The organism is Streptomyces sp. NPDC058469 (assembly GCF_042721125.1).
In the GTDB taxonomy this organism is placed as follows: Bacteria; Actinomycetota; Actinomycetes; order Streptomycetales; family Streptomycetaceae; genus Streptomyces.
In genome coordinates, this window is record NZ_JBHXME010000133.1 from 18,574 (window position 1) to 31,601 (window position 13,028).

Sequence of the window (13,028 nt, forward strand, 5' to 3'; positions counted from 1 at the left end):
GCTCCCGGGGTGTCGTGAGTGACAGGGACGGTGCGGAGGTGAGCGGTGGTGACCCGTACGACTCTGATAGTCGGCTGTGAACTCCTGTGCAAGGAAAGGGAATCGGCGGGTGTCGGGAAACCGGCGTCCGCCGGGGCCGGAGTCGGGGCGGGCTTGCCGGCGCGGGACTGTGTTCCATGTGCGGCTACCGCCGCGCGGGCGCGACAAGCCCCCACCGGCCCGCAGGTTCACTACGGCGTTTCCAGCGGAGCGCCCCGCTGCCAGTGACACCGTGTAACGACCTGCCCGGCCGGAACGAATCGGGCGCCCCTCTTTGGCCTGATCACGCCGATCGTATGCTCGAAGGATGACGACTCCCGCGAGCTCCGGAACCGGCCCGACCGAGAACTCCATGCGTCGCGCCCTCAAACGCGCCCGTGACGGCGTCGCCCTCGACGTGACGGAAGCGGCGGTGCTGCTCCAGGCCCGCGGCGAGGCCCTCGACGACCTCACCGCGTCCGCCGCCCGGGTGCGCGACGCGGGCCTGGAGGCGGCGGGCCGCCCCGGCGTGATCACGTACTCGAAGAGCGTCTTCATCCCCCTCACCCGCCTCTGCCGCGACAAGTGCCACTACTGCACCTTCGTCACCGTCCCCGGCAAGCTCCGCCGCGCCGGCCACGGGATGTTCATGTCCCCCGACGAGGTCCTCGACATCGCGCGCAAGGGCGCCGAACTCGGCTGCAAGGAAGCCCTGATCACCCTCGGCGACAAGCCCGAGGACCGCTGGCCGGAGGCCCGCGAGTGGCTCGACGCGCACGGCTACGACGACACGATCGCCTACGTCCGCGCCATCTCCATCCGCATCCTGGAGGAGACGGGCCTGCTGCCGCACCTCAACCCGGGTGTCATGACATGGACGGACTTCCAGCGGCTGAAGCCGGTGGCCCCGTCCATGGGCATGATGCTCGAAACGACAGCTGAGAGGCTCTGGTCCGAGCCGGGCGGCCCGCACTACGGCTCCCCGGACAAGGAACCCGCCGTACGCCTGCGCGTCCTGGAGGACGCGGGCCGGTCCTCGGTCCCCTTCACGTCCGGCATCCTGATCGGGATCGGCGAGACGTACGAGGAGCGCGCGGACTCGCTCTTCGCGCTGCGGAAGGTGTCGCGGTCGTACCACGGCATCCAGGAACTCATCATCCAGAACTTCCGCGCCAAGCCGGACACCGCGATGCGCGGCATGCCGGACGCGGAGCTGGACGAGCTGGTGGCGACGGTCGCGGTGGCCCGGCACATCATGGGCCCGTCGGCCTGCCTCCAGGCCCCGCCGAACCTCGTCGACTCGGAGTACAAGCGCCTGATCGGCGCGGGCATCGACGACTGGGGCGGGGTCTCGCCGCTCACCATCGACCACGTGAACCCCGAACGCCCTTGGCCCCAGATCGAGTTGCTGCGGGAACAGTCGGCGGAGGCGGGCTTCGAGCTGCGCGAACGCCTCTGCGTGTACCCGGAGTTCGTGGGCCGCGGCGAACCGTGGCTGGACCCGCGCCTGCTGCCGCACGTACGGGCCCTGGCGGACCCGGAGACGGGACTGGCGCGTGAGGACGCGAAGGTGGAGGGCCACGCGTGGCAGGAACCGGAAGAGGCCTTCGTGTCGTCCGGCCGTACGGATCTCCACTCCACGATCGACACGAAGGGCCGTACGTCCGACCGTCGTGACGACTTCGACGAGGTCTACGGCGACTGGGGAGCCCTGCGCGAGGCGGCGGCGCCCGGCATGGTCCCCGAGCGCATCGACACGGACGTACGGCAGGCACTGGCGACGGCGGGCGACGACCCCACTCGCCTCACCGACGCGGAGGCGCTCGCGCTGCTGCACGCGGACGGCCCGGCGCTGGACGCGCTGACGCGGATCGCGGACGACGTGCGGAAGTCGGTGGTAGGGGACGAGGTGACATACATCGTCACGAGGAACATCAACTTCACCAACGTCTGCTACACGGGCTGCCGTTTCTGCGCCTTCGCGCAGCGCCGTACGGACGCGGACGCGTACACGCTGTCGTTGGACCAGGTGGCGGACCGAGCCCAACAGGCCTGGGAGGTCGGGGCAGTTGAGGTCTGTATGCAAGGCGGTATCCACCCCGACCTGCCCGGCACGGCGTATTTCGACATCGCGAAAGCGGTGAAGGAACGCGTTCCCGGAATGCACGTCCACGCGTTCTCCCCCATGGAGGTCGTCAACGGCGCTACGCGCACCGGCCTTTCGATCCGCGAGTGGCTGACGGCGGCGAAGGAGGCGGGACTCGACACCATCCCCGGTACGGCGGCGGAGATCCTCGACGACGAGGTGCGGTGGGTCCTGACGAAGGGCAAGCTGCCGACGGCGACATGGATCGAAGTCGTCACGACGGCACACGAGTTGGGCATCCGTTCCTCGTCGACGATGATGTACGGCCACGTGGACCAGCCGAGGCACTGGCTGGGCCACCTGCGGACCCTCGCCGGGATCCAGCAACAGACGGGCGGCTTCACGGAGTTCGTGACACTGCCGTTCATCCACACCAACGCACCGGTGTACCTGGCGGGGATCGCGAGGCCCGGCCCGACGATGCGGGACAACCGGGCGGTGGTGGCGATGGCGAGGCTGCTCCTCCACCCCTGGATCCCCAACATCCAGACGAGCTGGGTGAAGTTGGGCACGGAGGGCGCGGCGGAGATGCTGCGCTCCGGTGCGAACGACCTCGGCGGCACGCTGATGGAGGAGACGATCTCGCGGATGGCGGGTTCGTCGTACGGCTCGTACAAGTCGGTGCGGGACCTGGTCGCCGTAGCGGAGCTGGCGGGCCGGCCGGCACGACCGCGCACCACGCTGTACGGGGAGGTGTCGGAGGAGCGGCAGCGGGCGGCTGCGGTGTCGGACGGGCATCTGCCGGAGCTGTTGCCGGTGCTGGACTGAGGAGGCGGCGCGGGCGGAGGCGGCGGGCATCGTGATGGGGGGCCGGTACGATGATCCGACCCCTGTTCGATCGGGATGTGGGGGCTGTGAGTAGCTGAGGAGATGCGTGCCCGTGCCTGCCTCCAAGGTCTGGGTGACCGGTCTGACGGTGGGAGCGATCGCCGCGGTCACGGTCCTGGCCGTCCAGGCCGACAAGGGGCCGCACCCGAAGGCCTCCGCCGCCCGCCCGAGCGCCTCGGCGTCCGCGCACGCGTCCACGTCCCCGAAGCCGCACGCGACGACCGCCGCGGTACCGGCCGCCTCCGGGGCCGGGCGGCGCATCGTCTACGCCGTCGGCCAGAAGCGGGTCTGGCTGGTCGACGCGAGCGACAAGGCGAGCCGTACGTTCGCTGTCTGGCCGGGCACGGTGAGCCCGGACCCGGGCACGTACACGGTGTCGGTCCGCAAGGACGCCACGACGGGCTCCGACGGCGTCCAGATCGAGAACATCGTCTACTTCGCCACCAAGTCCGGCCTCAACATCGCCTTCTCCAACGCGGTGGACGGCTCCTCGCCCCCGCCGGCGGCGGGCAAGGAGACGGGCGGCGTACGGATGGGCAAGGCGGACGGGGCGGCGCTGTGGACGTTCGGGACGACGAGCACGAAGGTGATCGTCGTCAAGTAGCGGACCGGTCCCCCGTCAGCTGCACCACGACCAGCACGACCCCGCTGAGCAGGAACACCCTTGTCGCCGCCTCCAGCCCGTTCCAGTCCTTCGACTGCCACATCGAGAACCACTCACCGCCGATCGCGATGAACCCGGCCCCGAACAACACCATGAGCATGAGCAGCCCGTACGTGGAGAACCGCCGGGCCCGCTCGTCATCACGCCGGACCCACAACCAGGTCCCACAACCGAGCACGAGCGCGGCAAGCGTCTCCCACGCGATGATCACGACATAGGCCGCGTCCTGCAGCCCCTTGCTGGTCACCGCCCGCCACATCAGATCGTCGTCCTTGAACGTCGTGTCCATGGCCAACACATGCCGCACGAACTGCTGGTTGGTCCCGAAGTCGGTGATGTTCCCGAAGGCGACGAGGGCGATGTAGAGGGCGACGGTGGCGGTGAGGAGGGTGGCGGCGAGGGTTGCCGCGTTGCGCGATGTGGGGGTGGCCATGACAGTTTCCTTCCCCACGCACGGGGGATGCTCACCGCTCATGTCGACGAGAGGCACGCACCAGTAGGGGCACCAGTAGGGTGCCCAGGTCCGCGGGCTGGGGTTATTTCTAACCGGTTATTGGGGCAGACAATGGTTAGTTTTGCCCCCAGCTTCCAGCGACCCCCCGACCGGGGTTGGCCGCTGAGCCGAGGCGGCGTGCCGGCGAGGCGCGAACGCGCCCCTCGCACCGGCCCAACTCCCCGCATACCGAGCCACCCCTCAACCCACCGTCCCCGTTCGATTACAGTGCTGAGCTGACTCGTACGTACGGACGGAGCCCCGAGGAGGTCGTGGTGAGTACGGCAATCGGGGCCGTCTGGGGGCGGGTCGAGCAGCAGGATTTTCGGAGTCGGGTGCGGGGGACGCTGCTCGGGGCCGCCGTGGGGGACGCGCTCGGCGCGCCCGTCGACCTGTTGGCGATCGACGAGATCCGGGAGGCCTACGGCGCGGAGGGCGTCGTGGATCTCGGCTTCGGGTACGGGCGGCGTGGGGCCGTCACTCATCTCACGCAGCTCAGCCTTTTCACCGTCGATGGGCTGATCCGGGCGCAGGTTCGGCGGGACACCGGGGCCTGGCATCCGCCCACCGATCTGCATCGGGCCTATCTGCGGTGGGCCGCCACCCAGCACGACTGGGGGCCCGACGAGCGGCGCAAGGACGACGGGTGGCTCGCGCGCGAGGAGTGGCTCTACGCGCGACGCGATCCAACTCGGGCCTGTTTGCTGGGGTTTGGGGACGAGCGGATGGGGACGCTCGACGCGCCCAAGAATCCCGGTGAGGCGGGGGGCGAGGCCACCGCCCGTTCCGCGCCCTTCGGGTTGCTTGTGGGGTGGGAGCCGCAGTTGGTGATGCAGCTCGCCGTGGAGTGTGCCGCTCAGACCCATGGGCATCCGATGGGGTATCTCTCCGCCGGCGCCTACGCCGTCATCGTGCACGGGCTCGCCCGCGGGGAGAGCCTCGACGCCGCCGTGCAGCGGGCGCTCGCCCTGCTGGCCGCTCGGCCCGGGCATCAGCCTGTCTCCGTCGCGCTGCAGCGCGCCCTCGGCGCCGTACGGCAGGGAATGCCCACCTCCACACGGGTCGAGGAACTCGTGGGGGAAGGCAGCGCGGAAGGGGTGCTCGCGGGTGCCGTCTACTGCGCGCTTGTCGGTGAGGACGTACGGCATGGGCTGTGTCTCGCCGTGAATCACGGTGGGCCCTCCGGTACCGCCGGGGCGCTCACCGGTGGGCTGCTCGGGGCGTTGCACGGCGAGACGGCCCTCCCGCCGGCCTGGCTGGCCGAACTGGAGGGCCGTCCCACGTTGCTCGTTCTCGCGGACGACTTCGCCGTGGAGATGACCCAGGGGCCCGCGTTGCACGGGCCGGCCGGATCCGCCCCCGGCTGGATCGCCCGGTATCCGCGCGGGGCGTAGCCACGGCTACGGCTGGCTGCCCACCACGTCGTCGCCCGCATCCGCCTGCGCCGGTACCGCCACCGCCGCCGCGTCTCCGTCGTCGTCCCCGCCGCCGTTGATCTTCTCGATCAGCGCGTCCCGTTCCGGGGTGTCCTCGGGCTTCACGTAGCCGATGAGGATGTAGAGGATCAGGGACACGGCGAGGGGGATCGACACCTGGTACTGGAGCGGGACTCCGCCGTCGACCTCCCAGTTGATGGGGTAGTTGACCAGCCAGAAGGCGAACAGGCCGGCCGCCCAGCTCGTGAGGGCCGCCGTAGGACCGGACTTGCGGAACGGCCGCAGCAGACCCAGCATCATCGGGATCGCGATCGGCCCCATCAGACCGGCGACCCACTTGATGACGACCGTGATGATGTCCTTGAACGTGGGCGAGTTGATCTGTGTCGCCACCGCCATCGACAGGCCGAGGAAGACGACCGTGGTCACGCGGGCCGCGATGAGCCCCGAACGGTCGTTCCACGTACGGGCCTTGGCGGACACCACTGGCGCCACGTCCCGCGTGAAGACGGCCGCGATCGCGTTGGCGTCGGACGAGCACATCGCCATCGTGTGGGAGAAGAAGCCGACGACCACCAGGCCCAACAGGCCGTGTGGGAGCAGCTGTTCGGTCATCAGACCGTACGCGTCGGAGCCGTCCGGCTTCTGCGCGTGGACCAGGAGCGGTGACATCCACATGGGGAAGAACAGGACCGTGGGCCAGATCAGCCACAGCGCCGCCGACAGCCGGGCCGAACGCTCGGCCTCGTGGGGGCTCTTGGTGGCCATGTAGCGCTGGGCCTGGTTGAGCATGCCGCCGTTGTACTCGAAGAGCTTGATGAACAGGAACGCGAGCAGGAACACCGTGCCGTAGGGGCCGACCAGCGGTTTGCCGTGGCCCTGGAGCGCCGGTTCGTCCCAGGCGCCGAGGAAGCTGATGCCCTTGTCGTTCAACTTCAGTACGACGGCCACGAACATGGAGACGCCGGCGAGCAACTGGATGATGAACTGGCCGAGTTCGGTCAGCGCGTCCGCCCACAGGCCGCCGATCGTGCAGTAGACGGCCGTGATCGCACCGGTGATGAGGATGCCCTGGTTCAGGGACACGCCTGTGAACACCGACAACAGGGTCGCGATCGCCGCCCACTTCGCGGCCACGTCCACGATCTTCAGGAGCATCCCGGACCAGGCGAGCGCCTGTTGGGTCTTCAGGTTGTAGCGGTTCTTCAAGTACTCGAGCGGGGACGCCACATGGAGCCGTGAGCGCAGCCGGTTGACGCGCGGCGCGAACAGCTTGGAGCCGATGGCGATGCCCAGCGCGATCGGGAACGACCAGGTGATGAAGGACGTGACGCCGTACGTGTAGGCGATGCCCGCGTAGCCGGTGAACATCACCGCGCTGTAGCCCGACATGTGGTGCGAGATGCCGGAGAGCCACCATGGCATTTTTCCGCCGGCCGTGAAGAAGTCGCTCACGTTGTCGACGCGCTTGTGCGACCACACACCGATCGCCACCATCACGCCGAAATAGCCGATGAGCACGGCCCAGTCGAGCCCGTTCATATGCGCCCTCCCACGATTGAGCCGGTTCAGCCCGGGGCTCATCGTGGGCGGTCGCGCGTGAGCACGACAAGTAAGCGTGAGGTCAAGGAGGAGTAAAATCGTTCGGATTGATGTTCGGCGTTCACCTACATGAACTCACCGCATCAGCTCCCCGGCGTTGACCAGCAACGACTGGCCCGTGATCGCCCGCGCCCGTTCCGACGCCAGGAACACCGCCGCGTCCGCCACGTCCCCGTCCGTCGCCAGCTCCGGCAGCGCCATCCGATCGGACAGCCGCTTCAGCACCTCCGCCTCCGGCACCTTCTCCGTGTGCGCGGTGAACTGCACGTACGCCTCCACCGGCGGCCCCCACATCCACCCCGGCAGCACGGTGTTCACCCGGATCCGGTACGGCCCCAACTCCCTTGCCAGCGAGTACATCGCGCTCGTCAGCGCCCCCTTCGACGCCGCGTACGCCGCCTGCCGCACCTGCGAGGGAGCGGCGACGGCCGACTGCGTCCCGATGAACACGACCGACCCGCCACCCACCTCCTTCAGCGCGGGCAGACAGGCCCGCGTCATCTTCAGCGTCCCCAGCAGATTCACGTCGATCACCGACTGCCAGGTGGCGAAGTCCGCGTCCTCGACCCCGCCGAAGTAGCTGTCCCACGCGGCTACTTGGACCACCGCGTCGACCCGCCCGAACCGCCCCCGCGCCACCTCCACGAGCGCCTCGCACTGGGCCTCGTCCGTGATGTCCGTCGCCCGGTACGCCGTGTGCGCGCCGTCGGGATCGATCTCGGCGGCCGACTTGGCGAGATTCGCCTCCGTCCGCGCGCCGAGAACAGCGTTTCCCCCGTCCCGTACGACGGCCGCGGCGACCTGATGGCCGAGTCCGGCCCCGACCCCCGAGACGACGACGGTCTTGCCCGCGAGCAGCGACATCCGATCCCTCCCGGGGTCTGGCGGTTTATCTGACGGGGCGTCAGAGTATGGGCGACCGGCGGAGGACGGAAGGGGAGCGACGTGAGCGAGGAAACCCGGAGCGACGTGTACGCCGAACTGGCCGCCGTAGGACCGTACGGAGTCCGGCCCGGCCACGCGCTCATCACCATGGTCGAACCGCACCCCGGCCACGAGTACGCCTACAACCGCTGGTACGAGGACGACCACTACTACGCCGGCGCGATGGCCATGCCCTGGATGTACACCGGCCGCCGCTGGGTCGCCACCCGCGACCTCCAACTCCTGCGCTCCCCCGAGAAGTCGGCGATCGCCCAGCCCGTCACCGCCGGCTGCTACCTCTCCACGTACTGGGTCACCGAGGGCCGCTACGACGACCACATGAAGTGGACCGTGGGCATCAACAAACGCCTCAACCGCGACGGCCGGGTCTACCAGGACCGCACCCATGTCTTCACCGCGTTCCAGGACCACGAGGCGACCGTCTACCGCGACGGCGCGGCCGGACCGAGGGACTTCCACGCCCTCGACCACCCTTACGCCGGGCTGGTGTTGGAGGTCGTGGACAGCGAATCGGCCGAGCAGCGCGCCGAGTTGCTGGAGTGGCTCCGCTCCCGGCATCTGCCCAAGCGGCTCGCCGGGTCCCCGGCCGCGATGGTGACCGTCTTCCGGCCGACCCCACTGCCGGGCGACCGCATGACCTACGTCAAGCAGGTCGAAGGGGTCGACACCCGGCTGACGTTGCTGTGGTTCCTGGAGGCGGATCCACGCGACTGCTGGGAGGAGTACTTCGCGGACCTGGAGACGCCGGTGACCGAATCGGGCCTGGGACGGGTGGAGTTGGTGGCCCCGTTCATCCCCACGGTGCCGGGCACGGACAGGTACGTGGACCGGCTCCGCTGACTACTTCAGTTCATCGGGACACGGAGTGCCCCGGGGCAACTGATACGGCGCCGCCAGCCGGTACGTCCCCGTCTTCGGTGCCAGCAACATCGTCCACTTGTCGCCCTTGGAGTCCTCCTGCGTCTCCATCAGGCAGCCGTTGAGGTTGTCGTACGTCTTCGGCGTGCCCTCGGCACGGTGCTTGGACGCGTCGGTCTCCTGCGGGGGCTTGAGGCTCTTGCCCTTCGCGTCGACGATGCTCAGCCACGGCGAGTACGGGATGCGGATGAGGATCCGGCCCTTCTTCTTCACCTCGATGGTCAACTCGCCCTGCTCGGCCCGGTCGACGACCGAGTTCGGCTCGGCGAGCGGCGCCGGGTCGGTGACCTGGAACAGCTGCCAGTTGGCATCGCCCCAGACCTGCTTCAGATACGGCATCCCGCGCTGCACCAGCGCCCGTTCGCGCTCGCCGCCGTCACCGTCCGGCTCGTCCTTGGGCAGGACGACATAGTGCACGGCCCAACGCTGAAGCCACTCGTGGTAGTTGGCGGAGTTGAGCGTGTCGTCGTAGAAGAGCGGGTTGCGCTCCATGTCGGCCTGGCGGTTCCAGCCACGGGCCAGGTTGACGTACGGCGCGAGGGCGGAGGCCTCGATGTGGGAGCGGGCCGGGACGACCTCGACGCGGCCGCGCTCGGCGCCGACCGTCTGGAGTTCGTTGACGAGCGGCGCGAGTTCGTGCGACCAGGACGCGGCCGGGGCGGTGTTGATGATGTCGTCGACCGACTTGAAGCCGATCCACCCGTTGAAGCCGACGAAGGCCAGCGCGATCACGTACCACTTGCGCGAGCGCGGCACCGTGAAGGGCAGTGCGGCGATCAGGGCGACCCCGGCGAACAGCATCGCCAGCCGGCTGATGTTCGAGCCGATCTGCGAACTGACCAGCCAGACGAGGATGACGCCGATGCTGTACACGGCCGCCGTGATCCGTACGGTCGTCCACTCGCGCGGCACCAGGAAGTAGACGAGGACCCCGGACAGCAGCGGCAGTATCACCGAGCCGAACGTCATCGGCTGCGTACCGGAGAACGGGAACAGCCAGGCGGACACGGCCACTACGGCCGCCGGCGCCAGCCCCAGCGCCCACGCGCCCGGCCGCCGCTTCTGCAGGAACAGGGCCACGGCCACCAGCCCCACGAACAGCCCGGCCACCGGCGACGACATGGTCGCGAGCGCGGCCAGCGGGGCCGCGCACAGGGCCTTCGCCCAGCGCTTGTAGCGCCAGCGGTGGGGCCAGCAGAAGACCACGGCCACCGCGCCGAGCCCGAACACCATGCCCAGGCCGTACGTCACCCGCCCCGACGCCGCGTTGCACAGCAGCGCGAAGACACCCGCGAGCGAGGCCCACAGGGGGTTCCTCACCGAGCGGCTGCGGATCAGGATCATGGTGAGCAGGCCCGCCGAGATCGTCCCGGCGATCATCATCGTCGTACGGACGCCGAGCACCGCCATCAGATACGGCGACACCACGCTGTACGACACCGGGTGCATGCCGCCGTACCAGGCGAGGTTGTACGCCGAGTCCGGGTGCCGGCCGACGAACTCCGCCCAGGCGTCCTGCGCCGCGAGGTCGCCGCCGCTGTTCGCGAACGTGAAGAACCAGACGACGTGGAGGACGCCGGAGAGGAGCGTGAAGCCGATCACCGGGTGACGGAGGAAGGGGGCGCGCAGGCGGTCGACGAACGTCGCCGGACGGGTGCTGCCGCCGCCCTCGTGCGTCTCGTCGCCGTCCGTGTGCTGAGCGTCGGCTGCCGTTGCCGCGCTATCTGTCGTGGTGTGTGCGGGCACGTGTATTCGCGGGCCGGCTACCGGGCCCGGATCGGCATCGTCGGCGTGTGTCGGCTCCGCTGTGGCCACCTGAAGGCACTCCCCGTGTCCCGTCTTCTGTTCTCGGCCGCGTCCTGTCCCGTTCCCGGCCTGTTCGACGCCGCGTCCCGCTGACCGGCGACGTGCCCCGATTCGCGACGCTAGCACGCACTCCGCCGACGGGCTCCCGGGTGGGTGCCAGTCGGCGGGATGCGGTGACGTGCATCGCCTCGTGGGTCAGCCGAGACGGGTCAGCTTGGCGGTCAAGGCCGGTTCCGCGAGATCCTTCTGGAGAGCGACCGGCACCTTGACGGCGCCGCTCGAACCGTCGCCCACGGTGAGCGTGCCCACCTTGGTGCCGGCCTTCGCGGTGTGCGGTACGGCGTCGGGGGCGAAGGACAGCTTCACCTTGAGGCCGGCCCAGCCGACCGCCGCGACGTCCTTGGTGACGACGACCGGCGTGTGACCGCCGAGCTGGTCGTCGACGTACCCGACCACGGTCCCCTTCTTCAGGATCTTCGCCGAGGTCATCGCGTCCTGCGCCGCGAGCATCGCCGTCTTGCTGACCGCGTTGACCGTGTCGATGATCGGCGCGGTGTGCTGGCCGAGGATCGCGCCGACGACGACGGCCGTCTCACCGCCGACCTGCTTGGTGGCGGCGAAGAGCAGGTTGCCGCCGGCCGCGGTGGTGGTGCCGGTCTTGATGCCGAGGGAGTTGTTGTACGGCACCAGGCGGTTGTAGTTCGTCCACTTGTGACCGGACGGGTCGACCCAGCTCGGCAGCTTGGTGATGTCCATCAGGGCCTGGATCTTGACCAGTTGGTTGCCCAGCTTCACCTGGTCCTCGGCGGAGGAGACGGTGGTCTCCTTCAGGCCCGAGGCGTCGGTGTACGTCGTGTTCGTCATCCCCAGTGACTTCGCGGTGGCGTTCATCTTCTTGATGAACGCCGTCTCGGAGCCCGCGTCCCAACGGGCCAGCAGACGCGCGATGTTGTTCGCCGACGGGATCATGATCGCCGAGAGCGCCTGCTTCTCGGTGAGGATGTCGCCGGCCTTCACGGTGTTCAGGGTGGACTCGCCGGCCTTGTCGTAGCCGCCCTCCTTCTCGGCGGTGGCGTCGACGGTGATCTTCGCGCCCTCCGTGCCCGCCTTCAGGGGGTGGTCCTTGAGGACGATGTACGCGGTCATCGCCTTGGCCACGGAGCCGATCGCGACCGGCGTCTGCTTGCCGAAGTTGCCCATCGTGCCGATGCCGTTGACGTCCATCCAGCCCTGGCCCTCGCTGGGCCACGGGAGGTTCGCCTTGCTGCCGTCGAAGGTGTACGAGTCGTCGGCGGTGAGGGTGAGACCGGGGGTGGGCAGTGGGCGTACGGCCTGTACTACTGCAAACACGATCGCCAGGAGGATGACCAGCGGGGTCCAGATCTTGACTCTGCGGATCGCTGTGCGGACCGGGGTTTCCGGGGGTGGGGGAGTGTTGGTCAGCTCGGCGAGAAGGTCGAGCGGGGGCTTCGGGGGGAGCGGGACCTGGGTGGTGCGCTCGGGGCCGACCTGGGAGACGGGGCGGGTGGCGTCCGGGCGGGGGGTGTACTTGCGGGGTTCGTCGAGGGGCTTGAGCGCGACGAACCTGCTGGTGCGCTCGGCGTCGGACTCGGGGGTCTTGGGGGTCTTTGGGGGCTGGGGGGTCTTAGTGGCGCCGCCCAGTTTGAGCATGGTGGTGGGCTGGTCGACCTCGGGCTTGGGGGGTCGTACGGCCTTGAAGATGGCGGTGGGGTGATCGACGGCCTCGGCTTCGCCGTCGGCCGCCTTCGTGTTCCCACCCGCGCCGTCCGTGCGGGTCTCGTCGTCGGATGCGGGTGGCCCCTTTGGGGCGGGTTCGTCGTCGGCGGCTTTCGGTTGTGCGTCGGCGGGGGCGTCGGCGATGGCAGCGGCGGGGACGGCGTCTTCGGTGCCGGTGCCGGTGCCGGTGGTCCGGGGTTCCGCGTCCGTGTCGCCGTCGGCGGCTTCCGCACCGGGAACCGCGTCTGCGGTGGGGGCGATTTCGCCTTCGGCGGCTTCCGGGCGGCTGTCGGCCTTCGGCTCGGTCGCGTCGGAGGGCGCCTTGCCTTCGGCGGACTTCGGACGGTCGTCGGTCTTGGGCTCGGTCGCGTCGGGGGGCGTGCTGTCTTCGGCGGACTTCGGACGGTCGTCGGTCTTGGGCTCGGTCGAGACGGG

Annotated in this window: 9 protein-coding genes; 4 read left to right on the forward strand and 5 right to left on the reverse strand. The window is 69.4% G+C overall.

What is annotated here, in order from left to right; all coding sequences use genetic code 11:
• Positions 1–346 precede the first annotated feature (346 nt).
• Complete coding sequence (locus tag ACFWP5_RS39045; protein ID WP_384168075.1) at positions 347–2,932, forward strand: bifunctional FO biosynthesis protein CofGH; 2,586 nt, start codon at positions 347–349, stop codon at positions 2,930–2,932.
• Between the two features lie 112 nt (positions 2,933–3,044).
• A complete protein-coding gene (locus tag ACFWP5_RS39050; protein WP_384168102.1) occupies positions 3,045–3,596 on the forward strand; it encodes a hypothetical protein in 552 nt (183 codons plus the stop codon).
• Here ACFWP5_RS39050 and ACFWP5_RS39055 read toward each other — a convergent pair.
• Entirely contained in the window at positions 3,589–4,089 is a 501-nt protein-coding gene (locus ACFWP5_RS39055) for a DUF2165 domain-containing protein (RefSeq protein ID WP_384168078.1), read from the reverse strand. The genes ACFWP5_RS39050 and ACFWP5_RS39055 overlap by 8 nt on opposite strands.
• Positions 4,090–4,424: 335 nt before the next feature.
• On the opposite strand from ACFWP5_RS39055, the gene ACFWP5_RS39060 reads away from it, so the two are divergent.
• Positions 4,425–5,543: an ADP-ribosylglycohydrolase family protein gene (locus tag ACFWP5_RS39060; RefSeq protein WP_384168081.1), complete on the forward strand. Its 1,119-nt coding sequence runs from the start codon at positions 4,425–4,427 to the stop codon at positions 5,541–5,543.
• Positions 5,544–5,549: 6 nt separating this feature from the next.
• Here ACFWP5_RS39060 and ACFWP5_RS39065 read toward each other — a convergent pair whose 3' ends face one another.
• Positions 5,550–7,127 (reverse strand): sodium:solute symporter family protein, encoded by a 1,578-nt coding sequence (locus ACFWP5_RS39065; protein ID WP_384168084.1) that lies wholly within the window; start codon positions 7,125–7,127, stop codon positions 5,550–5,552.
• Between the two features lie 135 nt (positions 7,128–7,262).
• A complete protein-coding gene (locus ACFWP5_RS39070) occupies positions 7,263–8,051 on the reverse strand; it encodes an SDR family oxidoreductase (protein ID WP_384168088.1) in 789 nt (262 codons plus the stop codon).
• A gap of 81 nt (positions 8,052–8,132) precedes the next feature.
• Between ACFWP5_RS39070 and ACFWP5_RS39075 the strand changes: the two genes are divergently transcribed.
• Positions 8,133–8,972 (forward strand): hypothetical protein, encoded by an 840-nt coding sequence (locus tag ACFWP5_RS39075; protein ID WP_384168091.1) that lies wholly within the window; start codon positions 8,133–8,135, stop codon positions 8,970–8,972.
• Here ACFWP5_RS39075 and ACFWP5_RS39080 read toward each other — a convergent pair whose 3' ends face one another.
• Both ACFWP5_RS39080 and ACFWP5_RS39085 read right to left on the reverse strand, forming a co-directional pair.
• The gene (locus ACFWP5_RS39080; RefSeq protein ID WP_384168094.1) at positions 8,973–10,865 is read right to left on the reverse strand and encodes an MFS transporter; all 1,893 of its coding nucleotides are present in this window, start codon (positions 10,863–10,865) and stop codon (positions 8,973–8,975) included.
• Between the two features lie 186 nt (positions 10,866–11,051).
• Positions 11,052–13,028: D-alanyl-D-alanine carboxypeptidase (locus ACFWP5_RS39085; protein ID WP_384168096.1), on the reverse strand; the 1,977-nt coding region annotated here is incomplete at its 5' end.